This window comes from Asticcacaulis sp. AC466, from assembly GCF_000495815.1.
Taxonomy (GTDB): Bacteria; Pseudomonadota; Alphaproteobacteria; order Caulobacterales; family Caulobacteraceae; genus Asticcacaulis.
In genome coordinates this window covers 96,927-112,446 of sequence record NZ_AWGE01000012.1, presented here as the reverse complement: position 1 = coordinate 112,446, position 15,520 = coordinate 96,927, and the positions used below count along the sequence as shown (strand labels likewise).

The 15,520-nt window shown below is 60.9% G+C and carries 15 protein-coding genes; 2 read left to right on the top strand and 13 right to left on the bottom strand.

The window, feature by feature from the left end; all coding sequences use genetic code 11:
- Positions 1–15: 15 nt before the first annotated feature.
- The 12 genes from tilS to AEAC466_RS35020 all read right to left on the bottom strand — a co-directional run bounded on the left by tilS (position 16) and on the right by AEAC466_RS35020 (position 11,912).
- Positions 16–1,326, bottom strand: a complete 1,311-nt coding sequence (gene tilS / locus AEAC466_RS35075; protein ID WP_023458537.1) for a tRNA lysidine(34) synthetase TilS — start codon at positions 1,324–1,326, stop codon at positions 16–18.
- Positions 1,327–1,375: 49 nt separating this feature from the next.
- Positions 1,376–2,320 (bottom strand): tetratricopeptide repeat protein, encoded by a 945-nt coding sequence (locus tag AEAC466_RS35070; protein WP_023458536.1) that lies wholly within the window; start codon positions 2,318–2,320, stop codon positions 1,376–1,378.
- A gap of 240 nt (positions 2,321–2,560) precedes the next feature.
- Positions 2,561–3,118: a peptidoglycan-associated lipoprotein Pal gene (pal, locus tag AEAC466_RS35065; protein WP_023458535.1), complete on the bottom strand. Its 558-nt coding sequence runs from the start codon at positions 3,116–3,118 to the stop codon at positions 2,561–2,563.
- A 259-nt stretch (positions 3,119–3,377) separates the two neighbouring features.
- Positions 3,378–4,712 carry a Tol-Pal system beta propeller repeat protein TolB gene (gene tolB, locus AEAC466_RS35060; protein ID WP_031238906.1) on the bottom strand — a complete coding sequence of 445 codons (1,335 nt, stop codon included), beginning with the start codon at positions 4,710–4,712 and terminating at the stop codon, positions 3,378–3,380.
- Between the two features lie 13 nt (positions 4,713–4,725).
- A complete protein-coding gene (locus AEAC466_RS43770) occupies positions 4,726–5,610 on the bottom strand; it encodes a hypothetical protein (protein WP_023458533.1) in 885 nt (294 codons plus the stop codon).
- A 4-nt stretch (positions 5,611–5,614) separates the two neighbouring features.
- Positions 5,615–6,103, bottom strand: a complete 489-nt coding sequence (locus tag AEAC466_RS35050) for an ExbD/TolR family protein (RefSeq protein ID WP_023458532.1) — start codon at positions 6,101–6,103, stop codon at positions 5,615–5,617.
- 3 nt (positions 6,104–6,106) lie between these two features.
- On the bottom strand, positions 6,107–6,832 hold the full coding sequence (gene tolQ, locus AEAC466_RS35045) for a protein TolQ (protein ID WP_031238903.1): 726 nt from the start codon (positions 6,830–6,832) through the stop codon (positions 6,107–6,109).
- A 107-nt stretch (positions 6,833–6,939) separates the two neighbouring features.
- The gene (gene ybgC / locus AEAC466_RS35040; RefSeq protein ID WP_023458530.1) at positions 6,940–7,398 is read right to left on the bottom strand and encodes a tol-pal system-associated acyl-CoA thioesterase; all 459 of its coding nucleotides are present in this window, start codon (positions 7,396–7,398) and stop codon (positions 6,940–6,942) included.
- 45 nt (positions 7,399–7,443) lie between these two features.
- Positions 7,444–7,716: a hypothetical protein gene (locus AEAC466_RS35035; RefSeq protein WP_023458529.1), complete on the bottom strand. Its 273-nt coding sequence runs from the start codon at positions 7,714–7,716 to the stop codon at positions 7,444–7,446.
- 60 nt (positions 7,717–7,776) lie between these two features.
- Positions 7,777–9,531, bottom strand: coding sequence for a carboxylesterase/lipase family protein (locus AEAC466_RS35030; protein ID WP_023458528.1), 1,755 nt, complete (start codon positions 9,529–9,531; stop codon positions 7,777–7,779).
- A gap of 4 nt (positions 9,532–9,535) precedes the next feature.
- Complete coding sequence (locus tag AEAC466_RS35025) at positions 9,536–10,465, bottom strand: ROK family protein (protein ID WP_023458527.1); 930 nt, start codon at positions 10,463–10,465, stop codon at positions 9,536–9,538.
- Positions 10,466–10,550: 85 nt separating this feature from the next.
- Positions 10,551–11,912 (bottom strand): sugar MFS transporter, encoded by a 1,362-nt coding sequence (locus AEAC466_RS35020; RefSeq protein ID WP_023458526.1) that lies wholly within the window; start codon positions 11,910–11,912, stop codon positions 10,551–10,553.
- A gap of 402 nt (positions 11,913–12,314) precedes the next feature.
- Here AEAC466_RS35020 and pyk point away from each other — a divergent pair, with 402 nt between their 5' ends.
- Entirely contained in the window at positions 12,315–13,769 is a 1,455-nt protein-coding gene (gene pyk / locus AEAC466_RS35015; protein WP_235074294.1) for a pyruvate kinase, read from the top strand.
- 63 nt (positions 13,770–13,832) lie between these two features.
- A complete protein-coding gene (locus AEAC466_RS35010) occupies positions 13,833–15,074 on the top strand; it encodes a glycosyltransferase family 87 protein (protein WP_023458524.1) in 1,242 nt (413 codons plus the stop codon).
- Here the strand turns inward: AEAC466_RS35010 and AEAC466_RS35005 are convergent.
- Positions 15,025–15,417: a cytidine deaminase gene (locus tag AEAC466_RS35005; protein WP_023458523.1), complete on the bottom strand. Its 393-nt coding sequence runs from the start codon at positions 15,415–15,417 to the stop codon at positions 15,025–15,027. The two genes, AEAC466_RS35010 and AEAC466_RS35005, sit on opposite strands and share 50 nt — an antisense overlap.
- Positions 15,418–15,520 lie beyond the last annotated feature (103 nt).

The following is a 15,520-nucleotide window of genomic DNA, read 5'->3' as shown; positions in this document are numbered from 1 at the left end:
GTCCGTTCGGTTTCGCTACATACGTTTGCCAGGGCCATGCCAAGAATTGCAAGGGCTGGGCCAAGAATTGCAAAGGCCGGGCCAAGAATTGCTCCCGAACACCCCGGCAAGCGCGCTTTCCGTCTTGATCATTCCAAGTGCCGCAAAAAAGCGGGGCATAACCAAACAGTTTAGTCCGGAGACGTTGTAAGCACTCAATAGTTTACTTTCATTTTCTTTTTTCAAAACCGGCAAATGTCCGCGCACAATGGCCGGCAAGGCTGCCAGAACATCGCGATCGGTAGCTGAGAGCTCGCTGCGTACACGGCAGACAGGCCTTATATCGGCCGGATCTAGCCCCGTCACAACGAAGCGGCCATCCCAAACCTGATCCGAAAGCGCTGGCGGGCGGCGGTCGATATCGCCCGGATTGCGCGTAATGTGAATCAGGTCGGCGGCGGGTTCTATCCGGGAACCGCACAGGGTCATGGCGCCGCCTGCAGGCAGACGCGCCAGCAGATTTTCGAGTTCGGCCCGACGCGGCAATTTATCGCCCCCTCCGGCGCAGACGACAGCGGCCGATAACACCCTAAGTGCCGTCTCCGATGGCAAGGCGTGCATCGCATCGGCCCGAAGCGAAATCAGCCCATAGTCTGCCCATTGCGTATGGATCAAATCTGGCAAATCCGGCAGGTCGATCGCAAACGGCACAGGCGCGTTTTCCGCTGCCACAGCACTGCGCAGGCTCGCCCGGACGCGGGCGCGCAAGGAGGCCGGATTATCGTTCGCCGGATCGTCGATCCAGTCCACGCCGATATCGCGCAGATAACCGCGCAAAGCCTCACGGCGGACGTCGAGCAGCGGGCGATGGAGAAAAACGCCGCGACCGTCCGGCCAGACCGGTGATGGCGACCACGCCTGAGGCGCGCCGACATTCGACCCTTGCGCCCGCATTTCCGTGGCTTCGGCAATATCATCAGCGGTGTGGGCCAGACACAGGACAGATATACCGGACTGGCGCGCCGCTTGGGCCAGCAGGCCATGGCGTGCCCGGCGCGCCGCCGCCGCCAGGCCGCTAGACGGCTTATCCCCGGTCCAGTACAGCGCGGTAAATTGGGCCCCAACCCGTTCGGCGTGCGCTCCGACCGAAGCGGTCCAGGCCGCACTGTCCGGGTTCAGGCCGTGATCAACACAGAAGACGTGGAGCCGACGCTGGCCCCACTCAGCCAGCATATATAGCAAGGCGACCGAATCCCCACCGCCCGATACGGCAACAGCCAAGGGGCCGTCGCCATCGAGACGACGGGACAGATCAGGAAAGCCATGCGGGAATGGTGCGTGCTTCACCGCGCCTAAAGGAGTCTTCGGCGCGACAGGGACAGCAAAGCAACGGGCTTTAGGCAGCCGCGCACCGGTTCTTGTCCTTCAGGGTCTTGGCCAGTGCACGGGTATCGGTGGTCGCAGCCTTGGCATAGTTCTTTTCGAACTGGCCCAGGGTGGCGCAGACATCGGTCGGACGATTGGTGTCGGACAGGGCCTGGGCCAGTTTCACAGTGGCTTCGGGTGCCCAGGACGTCTTGGGCCAGCCTTTCAGCGAGGTGGCATAGGCGGCCACGGCCCCCGACGCGTTGGATTTCATAGCGCGAATCTGCCCCAGGCGGAACCAAGCTTCGGGCAATTGCGAGGCTTGCGGCCACGTCGTGGTGAAGGCTTCGAAGGCACGGTCAGCATCATCGACCTTACCCGACGTCATCAGGTTGAACGCCTGTTCGAAATCGCTTTCGGCATTACCAAGCGAAGCTGGCGGCGGCGGTGGCGGCGCCAATTGAGCGTCAATGTCTTTAAGATGCGCTTCGGCCAGGTCGGCGCGCTTGACCAGGGTGTCGAGACGCGCATTCTGGTTGGTGATCTGTTGCAGCAACTGCTGGTTCTGGTGTTGCAGATCTTCGATCTGGCCCGTCAGGGTCGTGATGGCCGCCGCCTGGTCATCCTGTTTGCGCGACAGGGTATCGACCGTGGCCTGGAGCGCCACGACTTCCGGGTCGGGCTCAATCAGGATGGGGGGGCTTTTCTGATTCTGGACCCGCGACACGGATCGTTCCAGCTTGCGGACATTGCGGTCGAGGCGTTGCAGCTTCTTGGCATCCCAGACGGTGGTGTCGGTGGGTTGCTGACCCGGAATTTCCTTGTCATCCTCGTCATCGAAAATCTGCGCGTGGGCACCTGTGGGCGCCATGGCCGTCAGCGGCACGATAGACAGAGGCAGCGATAAGGCCAGTATAGACAGGCCGGCGGCAGCTTTGCCACGCGCGTTGAAACGAAGTTTAAAACTGTGATTCATGACGTAACCCTACCGCCGCAATAATACTGGAAAGCGTAGTGCATCGAAGCATATTTATAATATGGTTAGCAATATAGTCGGGCTGAAATAAGACGTTGTTTATGAAAAAGTCCGTCCGTTCAGAGCAAACCGCAACCTGGGTGTACTTTCCCGCACATTTAAAACAAAAGGCCCCCTGCCGACCGGCAAGGGGCCTCTGAAAAATCAACGCTTAGCGCTGGTATTTACTGGCGTTGGTATTTACTGGGCGCCCGAGGTCAGGCTGGTGTGGGCGTTACGGTTCTTGGCCCAGGCATCTTCGCCAGAACCGTTGTCGATCGGGCTTTCCTTGCCGTAGGAGATGGTCGCGATACGGGCCGGAACGACACCCTTGCCCGTCAGGAAGTCCGAGACGGCCTGGGCGCGGCGCGCACCAAGAGCGAAGTTGTATTCACGCGTGCCGCGTTCGTCGGCATTGCCTTCGATGCGGATCTTGACGTTCGGATAACGGACAAGCCAGGCCGCCTGAGCTGCCAGAATACCTTGCGCGTCGGCGCGGATGCTGGAGGAGTCGGTGTCGAAATAGACGCGGTCGCCGACATTGACGACGAAGTCCTGCTGCGAGCCCGGAACGATGCCCGGCAGCGGCGCCTGAGCGACCGGTTGCTGAGCCGGCGGGGGCGGAGGAGCGGGTTGTTCGGCAGGCGCCGGCGGCGCCGTGTCGACAACCGGCTGGGCCTTTTTGGTACAGGCCGCGACGGAGGCCAGAATAAGGGCTGCCATGGCGATCTTGGCAACGGATTTGGTGGATACCGTCATGTTTAATCCTCTCGTTTATAACAGTCTTGGGGAATGTATCTCAGTCTTGTGACGGGATTATGCACAAAACTCATAAAGATACGATTATATGCCTATTAACTTTTGTCAAACCTCAGACGGAAAATTTCCATAGAATTGGGAATTTTTCGCCTGTAGGCGGCGGAATGCGCAGAATTGAAGTGCCTTGTTACCCCAAAACCGTTGCATTCCCCTTACGCGACATGGTTACCAATATCAGACCACATTATTTCAGCCTGAATTATTTTAGGCGGGGCGACCAGGCGGGGTCGGATGCCCCACCGGCGTAGGGGACAGCGCGTTCGACGCGGCCGGTGACTTCCACCTGCCATAAGGACGGCACACCCGCCGGGCTTTCCCGGAAGAACATTATGTAGCGGCCGTTCGGCGCCCAGGTCGGACCTTCTTCGAGGTAAGAAGAGGTCAGAAGCTTGGCATTCCCGCCGCTCGCGTCCATCACACCGATAGAAAACCGGCCGCCGGACTGCTTGGTGAAAGCAATCATGTCCCCCTTGGGACTGAAGACCGGCGTCGAATAGCTGCCGCCGCCAAAGGTGATGCGGCGCACATTGCCTCCACTGGCATTCATCAGGTAAATCTGCGGCGAGCCACCGCGATCGGAGGTAAAGGCGATGGTCGAGCCGTCGGCCGAGAATGATGGTGAGGTGTTGATGGCCGAGCCGCTGGTCAGCTTGGTCATGGCGCGGGTGCGCAGGTCCATCACATATATATTGGTCGCGCCGCCCTGGCTGACCGAAAAGGCCAGTTTCGAACCGTCGGGCGAGAAGCGCGGCGCGAAGGCCATGCCCTGAATTTGCCCGACCGCTTCCTGACGACCGGTTTCCAGGTTGTAGATATAGATGCGGGCGCTGTCGGCCGTCAGCGCCATATAGGCGACTTCCTGGCTATCGGCGGAAAAGCGCGGCGTCATCACCTTGGTATTGTTGCCGGCGACCGGCAGGTAGGACGGGTTGGCACCATCCTGATCCATGATGGCTAGGTGCTTGACGCGCGCCGTGCGATAACCGCTTTCGGCGACGAAGACGATGCGGGTATCGAAATAGCCTTCCTGACCGGTCAGCTTTTCATAGATGGCGTCGGCGATCTTGTGGGCGATGCGGCGCCAGTTTTCCGGCGTCGCGGTCAGGGACTGCCCCAATAACTGCTTCTGGGAGAAGATGTCCCACAGGCGAAAATCAACCTGTAGACGACCATCCGCATCGACCAGGGCGCGGCCGTTGGAGAGATATTGCGCGTTGATTGTCTTCCAAGAGGTGAAATCTGGCTGGACGGCGACGTCCAGATTGGTCTGGATGAAGGCTGCTGGATTGATGGGCGCGAAATAGCCGGAGCTTTCCAAGTCGTTCATGACCACCTTGGAAATCTTTGCGCCCATGTCGCTCCCGGCCGCATCGGTTCCGCCGATGGAAATGGCGATAGGCAGGGGCTGGATATTGCCGGAATCGACCGTGCCGGTCAGTTCGCTTTGCGCATTGGCCATTGCCGGCACGCACAGCAAAAGGATGGCGCCGGCCATCGCCGCGAACATTCTTGATATGACTGTCGTTGTCTTCATGGTCTTTAATCCTTTAGCGGCCGCGGCAGGCTGCCTGGGCGTTGAAGGTAATCTTGATGGGACGGTTATAGAGGCCTTCGGGCAGGCCCAGGAAGGCATTGGGCTGTCCCTTGTTGACCGCGGCCATGGCCAGGTTGGCCCCGGCCTGCCACACGGGATCGTTCCGCTTGTTCACCCAGGTCGGACCATCGGTAACGCGACCATTGGGCGACAGGGTGAAGCGGATTTCGGGACTGACTTGGTCGCTGCCCGGCACATCGCAATTGAGCAGCCACAGCTTGTTCAGGCGCGATGTCAGGGCACTGACCTCCGCTTTCAACCCGGCATCTGCCGGACCGGAGCCTTGCGCCGAGAGGCCGGTCGTCTTTTGTGTCGATGCCTGGGCCTGACGCTTGGTCGGCGCCTGGGACGGCGTCGCGGCCAACCGACTGAGCAGGTCATCTGCCGGCGCTTTCTTGGGCGCAGGCTTGGCCGGCTGTTTTTGCGGCGGCGTCTTGGCTGGCGCCGGCTCGACCTTTTTCAGGCCGTTCTTGTCGGGCGGCGCCGGTGTTGGCTTCGGCGGTTGAGGCGTCGGCTTGGGCGGGGTCGGAGTCGGTTTTGCCGGCGTAGGCGTGGGCTTGGCCACTGGCTTGATCGGTTCCGGCACGGGTTGCGGCGGGGCGGGGGTCGGTTTTGGCGGCACAGGCTCCGGCTGAGGGACAGGCGCGGGCGTCTTGACGGCCAGTTCATCGACCGGCGCCTCCGCCATCTGCCGGCTCGGCATGTCGGAGATGATCTGCACCGGTACGGAATTGACCACCAGCGGCTTCGGCGTATGAGTCCAGGTAATGAAGGCAAGCAGAACCAATGCCGCGTGCAGCACCAGAGACATCAGTAAGGACGGGCCGAACTTCTTCATGCGTCTATTGCGTCACCGCCGCCGTCTGGGAAGCAGAGGTCGCGCTCTTGCCGCCCAGGGTATCGGTCACGAGATTGATCTTGACGAAGCCCGCAGTCGACAGCTTGCCCATCACCTTGGCGACGGCATCCCAAGACGCGGCGCCTGCGCCACGCACATAGATAGGCGTATCGGTGTCGCCACGCGTCATGGCTTCGATACGCGGGGCCATCTGTTCGTAACTCGCCGGATCGTCATTGACGTAGATATTGCCATCCTTATCCACCGACACGGTGATCGGATCGCCCTGATCCTTCAGGGCGGCGGCTTCGGTTTTCGGCAATTCGATCTTGATACCGGAATTGAGCAACGGCGCGGAGATCATGAAGATGATCAACAACACCAGCATCACGTCGACCATCGGTGTGACGTTGATTTCCGACAAGGCGGCGCGGCGGCCGCGACGGCGGCCGCGACGCTTGGCACCGCTTCCGCCTGAACCTCCCATGGCCATGGATCAGCCCCCCAGCTTGTCGCCGAGACGGCGGGTCAACGAGACCATAAGTTCATCGGCAAAGCCTTCCATGCGCGACGAGAACCGCGCGACCTTGGCGTTGAACAGGTTGAAGGCAATATAGGCCGGGATGGCGGCAAACAACCCCATGGCCGTGGCGAACAAGGCTTCGGAAATGGCCGGGGCGACAGTCGTCAGGTTGGTGTCGCCCTGAGAGGCAATGGCCGAAAAGGCGTTCATGATGCCCCAGACCGTGCCGAAGAGACCTACGAACGGCGAAGCCGTGGCGATGACGGCCAGGACCGACAGACCGTCTTCGATAGTGTCGGCCTCATTGGCGATGACGTGGTTCAGTTCGCGATCCGCCTGGGCGATCAACAGGTCGCCCTGGACGGCGCTCATCGTCTTGCCCTTGTAGTCGCGCCAGGAACTGGTGACGATCACCAGCAACTTTTGCAACGGCTCCTTCGGCTGGGTGCCCAGGGTCGCGGCAATATCGTCAAGCGCCCGGCCGGAATTCAGCGCCCCTTCGAAGGCGTCGGCCTCCTTGTTGGCGCGGCCGAAGGCCATGACCTTCTGAATAATGATGCCCCAGGACCACAAGGACGCCAGAGCCAGGCCGATCATGATGATTTTCACCACGATATCGGCGTGCATGAAAAGATTGATGAAGTCCAAAGCGCTTGAAGCGTTTCCAGAAGCTGAACTGGCGGCGGAACTTACGCTCATGTCGCATCCCCAATAAGAGTTAATCGGAATAGTGAATCCATAATATGGCGCACCTTGCACGACAAACGGCGACATTTCTATGGCACCTGGCCACAAAAATGGCTTTTCTACAGCGCTTTTCGCACGGAAACCTGTGGCTTTATAGCGTCGAGCAGGGGTTTTGCCATACGACGCGGACGGCCCTTGAGGTCTATACATACGACCGTCACCTCACCGTCAGCGACGCACAGACCGTCGCGTTCAATCCATTGCTGGATGACGAAACTGGCCCCGCGCGCGCTCAAAAGCCGGCTCTTGACGACGACCAGGTCATCGATACGCACCGGCGCCCGGTATTTGATCCGGATGTCGCTAACCGCAAAGGCCAAGGGCTCGTCAAGCGCCGCCAGCTGGTGATGGTGAACGCCCAGCAGGCGCATATATTCAGACCGCCCGCGTTCGAAATACTTCAGGTAATTGGCATGGTAGACGACGCCCGAAAAATCGGTGTCCTCATAATAGATACGGACGGGCAGATGGTGCTCATCGCCGATGATCTGGCCAGACAGCGGGAATTCAGTGCTCATGCCGCTGTTCTAATGAGATCGAGCCGGAAAAGAAAGACGGAACCGCTACGGCTTGCCGCCCCACCGCCAGCGCCACCCGCCCTTGGTCTTCGCGGCGCAGATCAAGACGAAGGCAACCGTTGCGACGCCTAAGATTGCCATACCCACCACAGACATGAAGGTGGACCCAGGCTTATCCTGTTCAGAAAAGTTGATTGCGCCGATAAAAATCAGAAAATAACCAGCGATGAGGGCCCATCCTTGCCAGGCTATGGGCAGGCCGGCACCATAGCCGTAGCGCTTCGGGGCAAACCAGGGTTTTGAAGGATCGTTGCGCATGGGAAAGTCTCGCCTAGAGGCCATATTATACGCCTCCGACCCTGCCCTGACAACAGGCGACTAGGGCTGGTCCAGCACGGCGCACATGTCGGCACGCATGCCGTCATGGGTCTTGCCACCCTTTTTCGTAAATTCGATATAGCGGCCCTTGTGACCATAGGCCGGCCAGTCGTCGCGGTGCTTGCCGTTCGGATCGCCGGTCGTGGCGAACTGCACCCAATAGTCCATCAGGGGCGGCCAGCGGTCGGACTTGACGCCTTTCGGGCGCTCATTGAACACGAAGGCGAGTTCCGATCCGTGATGGACCGTACCTTTCGGGTCGGAATCGACATCGAGCTGATAGAGATAGGCGGTCTGGCCGTTGCGTGTCGCCTGGCGCGCCATCCAGTCGGACGGACAGCGCAGCATGATGTCAGTCGACAATTGCAGGGTGACATCGCCCAGAACCTCATCCGGCTTAGGCGTCTTGCTGACGTCGAGCTTGTAAAAACGCAGGACCTTGCCGCGCTGCTCACCAAAACGCGTCGCGATCGATCCGTAGAGCGAGGCATTGACATCGGCCAGGGTCAGTTCGCGCGCCGAAACCCCGATGATCAGCGGCACGGGCGCCCCCTCACCGGCTTTGAAAATATCCGCCGGCGATTTCGGCAAGACGCGGCCATCGACTATGGCGGCATCCCAGATAAAGCCTGTGTCTTCCATGTGCGGATGAAGCGCGTCTCCCGCCGTCTGCAAGGCCATGGCGGGCGCGCGGCGCAAATCGGCCAGGGCCTTGGCGCTGTCGGCCGGGTCCTTGCTGAACCTTTCCGCCAATTCCACACCCAGCGCCTCGTTCTGCGCCAGGGTGCGGGCACCAAAGCCGAACTGTGGCGTGCCGCTTTCCTCAATGGCCTTATGGAACAGGCCGCGCGCCAATGGGCTGGCCATCAAAAGCCCGACATCCTGGCCGCCGGCGCTATGGCCGAAGATCGTCACATTATCAGGGTCGCCGCCGAAGCTGGCGATATTGTCACGCACCCATTGCAGCGCCTTGATCTGATCCATGAGGGCATAATTGCCCGATGCGCCGCCCTGCTCCGCCGTCAAGGCCGGATGCGACAGGAAGCCAAACACGCCCAGCCGGTATTGCAGCGACACCAGCACCACATCCTTGCGGCCGAGCGCCGAAAAGATGGTGCCATCCCCTGCGCCGGCCCGGTTGGCGCCGCCATGGATAAAGACCATGACGGGCTTGCGCGCCGTATGGTTCAGCGAGGCGGTACGGATTTCGAGATAGAGGCAGTCTTCGGAGCTGCGTTTCGATGCCGCCGCGTTCCAGCCATAGGACAGTTGCAGACAGGCCGGCGCGCTGTCCGGGCTAAAGCGCACGCCCGACCAGGCGGCGACATCGCGGGGCGCCGTCCAGCGCAGGCTGCCGGTTGGCGGGCTGGCGAACGGCACGGCCTTGAACGCAAAGGTGCCGTCAGGCAGGGCCTGGCCGCCAAGCTGACCGCCGGTAATGGGGACGATGACGTCGGGTTGAGGGCCGCCCTGAACCGCCTTCACGGGCGGCGGCGGTTCGGAGAGAGTCTGGATTGCCTCCGGCTGGACCGTTTCGGGCACCGACAAAGCTGGCGTTGCGGGCGCGACCGTCTTCTTTTTGGCCGTTCCCTTGCCCGGAATGACAACATGATAGCGGGCGGGCGGAAGCGGCGCCCCGCCCTGAGTCTGTGCCTCAGTCTGGGCCTGTGCTGAGGTTTGCGCCTGACATGGTAGGGCGATAAACACAGACGCCACCAGACATTGGAAGGCCAAAAGCCAGGGGCGCCAGGTCATGGTCTTAAAGTCCACCCTGTTTCCACAGGTAGGCGGCGCCACGGACGCCCGAACTATCCCCCCACTTGGCCGGGAACAGATCGGCGCGCCAGGTGTCGCTAAATACATAGGGACGAATCTTGCCCGGCAAGCGCTCGTAGATTTCCTTAACATTGCTCAGTCCCCCGCCAAAGACGAAGGCGTCAGGGTCCAAGGTATTGACAATGATCGCCATGCCGCGCCCCAGCCGATCCATCAGGCGATCGAACGCCGCTTCGGCCTCCGGGTCACCGGCCCGCATGGCGGCGATGATCTCCTCGCCTTTTTGCGCCCGCCCTGTCACCGCTTGGAAATCGCGGGCGAAGCCGGTCCCGGACACCCAGGTCTCCAGGCAGCCGCGCAACCCGCACCAGCATTGCGGCGCAGACAGTTCTTCCGCGCTCGGCCACGGCAGGGGGATGTGGCCCCACTCGCCGGCCAGACCGTTGGCGCCTTCGATCAGGTGATGGTTGATGACGATGCCGCCACCGCAGCCGGTCCCGACAATAATCGCAAAAACATTGGTATGGCCTTTCGCCGCCCCGTCGATGGCTTCGGACAGGGCCAGACAATTGGCGTCGTTGGCGAGCTTGACCGGCCGCCGCAGCGCGCTTTCGAGATCTTCGCGAAAGGTCTTGCCGTTCAGCCAGACCGAATTGGCGTTACGCATTACGCCGGTTTTCGGACTGACGGACCCCGGCGCACCGACGCCTATGGTGGCTATACGGTTGGCCAGCGACGGATCGGCCTGCTTGGCTTCGCTTTCGACGCGGGCAATCAGGTTACATACGACCTTAAGGGCGGCGGCATAGTTGCCGGGATTCGCTTCGCGATGGCGGGCCAGAAACGCCCCTTCAGCGGATAGCGCGGCGGCTTCAATCTTGGTGCCGCCAAAGTCAACGCCCACATATAGCATAGGTCTTAACCCAATAATTTCTTATATTTATTCATAAAAATACCCTCCGAAAGCGTATTTGCGCCTTCGGAGGGTGACCGTCGTCTTAGTGACCGCCGGCAACCACGTCTTCGTCGATCGCGTGGATCGGCGCGGACTTGGAGGCGAAGGCAAACCACAGAACGTAGATGTAGCAGATCAGCGGAGCGATGAAGCCCAGTTGACGGCTGCCGGTCATGTCAGCGATCTGAGCGAAGACCAGCGGCAGGAACGCGCCGCCAACGATCGCCATGACGAGCAGGCCCGACGTGGCCGACGTCGGCGCGGTCGAACGCTCAAGCGTCAGGGTGAAGATAGTCGGGAACATGATCGAGTTAAACAGACCAACCAGCAGGGCGGCGAAGCCGATATAGACGCCGGTGGTCAGTTCCATCGACACGCCGACGAACGGCACGGTCATGACCTGATGCAGGTCGGTCGGGTGCGAGCCATTGGAGGCAATGATCAGGCCACAAAGGATGATGGCGCCAACGGCGAAGACGCCAAGCATGACATAGCCTTTCACAAAGCGCAGGAAGGCCGAGCCGGCAAAGCGGCCGATCATGGCGAACAGCATATAGAAGGTGGTCAGCTTACCGGCCATCTGCGCCGGAATGTTGAGGATGTTGGATTGCTCGAGGAACAACAGAAGGTTCAGCGAGATGGCAACTTCGGCGCCGACATACAGGAAGATGCCGATGGCGCCCAGATTGGCCCACTTGGACTTCAATGCCAGGAAGGGGGAAATGGTCTGGCCCATCTTTGGCGCGGCATCGCTGATACGCTGACGGACCATCCAGATGGCGACGATAAAGGCGGCCAGAGCCAGCGCGATGTACAGATAGACATTGCCGACAAAGGACAGGGTCTCAGCGCGAAGTGCGTCGGTAACGACCACGTCCGGCTTGAAAATGTCACCGCCGAGCAGGAATTGTGCGCCGAAGAACAGGCCGCACGCAGCGCCAAGCGAGTTGAAGGCTTGCGACAGGTTAAGGCGGAAGTGCGAGCTCTTGGCATCCCCAAGCGTGGCGATCAGCGGATTGGCGGCCACCTGAAGCAGGGTGACGCCCGACGCCATGGTGAACAGGGCGACCAGGAAGACCGGGTAGACCTTGATCTTGGTGGCAGCCAACGCGATCAGGCAGCCGACCAGAATGCCGAGAAGGCCGACGATGACGGACTTGGCGTAACCAATCTTGGACATGAGCGCCGCCGACGGGAAGGACATGACCCCGTAGGCGATGAAGAAGGCGAAACCGGTCAGGTTGGCTTCGAGGTTGTTGAGCGTGAAGACCGTCTTCATGGCCTTCAGGAGCGGATCGAGGAGATTGGTGACCAGCGCCCATATGAAGAAGAGCACGGTGACATAGACAACCGCCAATACGAGGCCACTGCCTCCTGGCTTGGCTGCGGCTTTGGATTCGGACATGTTACCCCTGTACGATGTTTATGGGTGGAAAGGCGCTACCTAGCCCCCACCGATTAAATAAATCAAATTGCAAAAAGCGCATTTTTGCGTTGCTTGGCAAATGAAAACTATTGCGCAGTGCAGCAATTCTGCATTGAGCAATACGGTGACGGTATATTGGAATGAATTGTCTGACAAGACGGCGACGCCCGGCCGGTGATTCAAACGCGCCTTTCTCACCCAAATAATAAATTGTTGTATGGACAGCGCTGTCATTTGATGCGCCCGCAACAAAATTTTGACTTGACCCGCTCCGAGAATAGAGGCTTTGTCGCACGCGAAAATCGCTTGTAAATCAGCGCTATCGGCTGTTCAGACTAAGCCCTTGAATTGTCGTATAAATCCGTGAGGGACGCTTTGAAAATCCTACGCCGCCGCAAAACCAAGATCGTCGCCACCCTGGGGCCTGCAAGCTCAAACGCCGAAATGCTGGCGCAATTGTTCCAGGCAGGCGCCGATGTTTTCCGGCTCAATTTTTCGCACGGCAGCCATGAAGACCATGGTCGCAATATCGATTTGATCCGCGACCTCGAAGCCCGGTCGAAGCATCCAATCGGCATCCTGGCCGACGTCCAGGGTCCGAAGCTGCGTGTCGGCCGTTTCCAGGGCGGCGCGGTCGTCCTGACCAATGGCCAGCCGTTCCGCCTCGACCTCAACCCGACGCCGGGTGATTCGACCCGTGCCACCCTCCCGCATCCGGAAATCATCGCTGCGGCCCAGATCGGATCGCATCTGCTGCTCGACGACGGCAAGCTGAAGCTGCGCGTCACCCATGTCCGCGAAGACCACCTGGAAACCATCGTCGTCAACGGCGGCCGCCTGTCGGACCGTAAGGGCGTCAATGTGCCGGATGTCGTTCTGCCTATCCCCGCCCTGACCAAGAAGGACCGCGAGGATATGGATTTCGCCCTGTCGCGCGGCGTCGAATATATCGGCCTGTCCTTCGTGCAGCGCCCCGAAGACGTGATCGAGGCGCGCGAAATCATCCAGGGACGCGCCTGGGTATTGTCAAAGCTCGAAAAGCCGCAGGCGCTCGACAATCTCGATGAAATCATTCGCCTGTCCGACGCGGTCATGGTCGCCCGTGGCGATCTGGGTGTCGAATTGCCGCCAGAAGAAGTGCCCCTGGCCCAGAAGCGCATCGTGCAATGTGCCCGCGCCGCCGGCAAGCCGGTCATCGTTGCGACCCAGATGCTGGAGTCGATGATTTCCGCGCCCACCCCGACCCGCGCCGAAGCCTCCGACGTCGCCACGGCCGTGTTCGACGGCGCCGACGCCGTCATGTTGTCGGCTGAAACCGCCGCCGGACAATTCCCGATCGAAGCCGTCACCATCATGGACCGCATCGTCGGTCGCGTGGAACAGGATGACGGTTGGCGCACCATGACCGACCGCCGCCGACCCGATCCAGAAAAGACGACGTCCGGTGCCATCGCCGCTGCCGCCCGTCAGGTGGCGCAAACCATCGACGCCGCCGCCATCGCCGCCATGACCAATTCGTCATCGACCGTCCTGCGTGTCGCCCGCGAACGCCCGACCGCGCCGATCATGGGCCTGACGCCGAACATGCAGACGGCCCGCCGCCTCGCCCTGACCTGGGGCGTGCACCCTGTGTTGACCCCGCTCACCCACTCCATGACCGAAACGGTTGCCGTCGCCAGCAAGCTGGCGCGGTCCGAAGGCATCGCCGAGCCGGGCCAGGATATCGTCATCGTCGCCGGCATGCCCTTCGGCAAGTCGGGTTCGACCAATGCCCTGCGCGTCGCCCGCGTCTCACGCAGCAACGCCCTGGAAGCCGAGTTCGACGACGGCGAATAAGCCTTTACGTTAAATCAAAGCTTTAGTCTTAGGCTCCGGATGTCGTCATCCGGAGCCTGTTTTATGTCCTTGCTGACCGCCGTGCGCGAAGCGAACTGGCTCAATCCCGAACGCGCGCGCGTCTATGGCTGGATGATCCTGATCGCGTTCCTGGCCTCGGCCATATGGATCAGCGTCGCCAATACCCTCATTTTCCATACCCCCGATCCGCTCGGCGGTGATTTCCTCAGCTTTTACGCCGCCTCGAAACTGGCCCTCGCCGGCCATGCTGCCGACGCCTGGCGGCCGGAGATTCACGGCGCGGTCGAAAACAGCCTGTTCGGTGGCGATCACGGCTACCTCGCCTTCTTCTATCCGCCCCCCTATCTGCTGGCCTGCTTTCCGCTGGCGCTCCTGCCGTTCGGCGTGGCGCTGTGCGTCTGGCTGGGTGTGACGACCGCGGCGGGTGTCGCGGCCTTGCGCGCCTATCTCAAGGGCGTCGCCGATATCCCTCTCGGATGGATGCCGCTCATCGCCTTTCCGGCCGTCTGGATCAATATGAGCACGGGCCAGAACGGCGCCCTTACCCTCGCCATACTGGCCACCGGATTCTGGCTGGCCGACCGGCGGCCAATCCTGGCCGGGCTGGTGCTGGGACTGCTGGTCGTCAAACCGCAACTGGCCATCGTCCTGCCGCTCGCCTTTGCCGTGACCGGACGCTGGAAGACCTTTTTAGCTACCGGCCTAAGCGCCGCCGCCCTGTGTGTGATCGCCTATCTCGCTTTCGGCACCGATGCCTATGCCGCCTTTTGGGCCAACAGCCAATATGCCAGCCAGACCCTCAACAACGGCCTGGTCGATCCGGCCCTCATGCAAAGCCTGTTTGCCGCCTTGCGCCAGTACGGCGCGCCCCTGCCTGTCGCCTATGGCGCGCACGCCCTGCTGGCGACCGGCATACTGGGCGCGCTCACCTACCTGGCCCTGACCCGAAAGCCCGACGCCTATACCCTCGGCGCGCTATGTGTGGCGGCAACACTTCTCGTCACGCCGTTTTCCCTGAAATACGATCTGTTGATCAGCGCCGTGCCTCTCGGCTGGCTCGCCGTCACCGGCATGACAACCGGGTTTCGGCCATGGGAGAAGAGTGTGCTGTTGCTGGCCTTTTTCCTGCCCCTTCTGACGCGGACGTTTAGCGTCGGGCTCCATCTGCCGATAGCGCCTCTAGTCCTTTTGGCCATCTTCGTGCTGGTATGCCGGCGTGTAGCCGCCCTCCCCGTCAGGTCAGCTTATCCGTGGCAAAGGCTGCCGGCAGCAGCTCGGCCATAGTCACGCTTCTCTGCGGGCCGGTATCGTCGCACAGCCAGATGCGAGTGTCCGGTCCGGCAAATTCCGACAGCTTCTGGCGGCACCCGCCGCACGGGGTACACAGAGGCGTCTTTTCGGCAATAACGGCGATTTCGGCAATGCGTTTGGCGCCGCCCATGATCATCCGGCTGATCGCGGTGGTTTCGGCGCACCAGCCATCCGGGAAGGCCATGTTCTCGATATTGGCGCCGCTATAGATGTTTCCATCGTCACCACGGATGGCAGCGCCGACCGGAAAATGGGAATAGGGCGAATGGCTGAACGCGAGGGCGGCCTTCGCGGCGTCGAATAGATCCTGGGCCAAGCTGAGTTCCTTACAACCGGGGCAACTGGGCAAGCCAGCTTGGCACTGCATCGCCGTTTTGAACAGCGAAAACTGTCTCCCATCGATGCGGAATTGCTTTTTT

What these genes read in the sequence shown, in the direction of transcription:
- AEAC466_RS35030 (WP_023458528.1), bottom strand. Translation starts at nt 9,531, where the DNA reads ATGACCTGGCGCCCCTGGCTTTTGGCCTTCCAATGTCTGGTGGCGTCT.
- AEAC466_RS35050 (WP_023458532.1), bottom strand. Translation starts at nt 6,103, where the DNA reads ATGGCCATGGGAGGTTCAGGCGGAAGCGGTGCCAAGCGTCGCGGCCGC.
- pal (WP_023458535.1), bottom strand. Translation starts at nt 3,118, where the DNA reads ATGACGGTATCCACCAAATCCGTTGCCAAGATCGCCATGGCAGCCCTT.
- tolB (WP_031238906.1), bottom strand. Translation starts at nt 4,712, where the DNA reads ATGAAGACAACGACAGTCATATCAAGAATGTTCGCGGCGATGGCCGGC.
- AEAC466_RS35070 (WP_023458536.1), bottom strand. Translation starts at nt 2,320, where the DNA reads ATGAATCACAGTTTTAAACTTCGTTTCAACGCGCGTGGCAAAGCTGCC.
- AEAC466_RS35020 (WP_023458526.1), bottom strand. Translation starts at nt 11,912, where the DNA reads ATGTCCGAATCCAAAGCCGCAGCCAAGCCAGGAGGCAGTGGCCTCGTA.
- AEAC466_RS35035 (WP_023458529.1), bottom strand. Translation starts at nt 7,716, where the DNA reads ATGCGCAACGATCCTTCAAAACCCTGGTTTGCCCCGAAGCGCTACGGC.
- AEAC466_RS43770 (WP_023458533.1), bottom strand. Translation starts at nt 5,610, where the DNA reads ATGAAGAAGTTCGGCCCGTCCTTACTGATGTCTCTGGTGCTGCACGCG.
- AEAC466_RS35025 (WP_023458527.1), bottom strand. Translation starts at nt 10,465, where the DNA reads ATGCTATATGTGGGCGTTGACTTTGGCGGCACCAAGATTGAAGCCGCC.
- AEAC466_RS35010 (WP_023458524.1), top strand. Translation starts at nt 13,833, where the DNA reads ATGTCCTTGCTGACCGCCGTGCGCGAAGCGAACTGGCTCAATCCCGAA.
- tolQ (WP_031238903.1), bottom strand. Translation starts at nt 6,832, where the DNA reads ATGAGCGTAAGTTCCGCCGCCAGTTCAGCTTCTGGAAACGCTTCAAGC.
- ybgC (WP_023458530.1), bottom strand. Translation starts at nt 7,398, where the DNA reads ATGAGCACTGAATTCCCGCTGTCTGGCCAGATCATCGGCGATGAGCAC.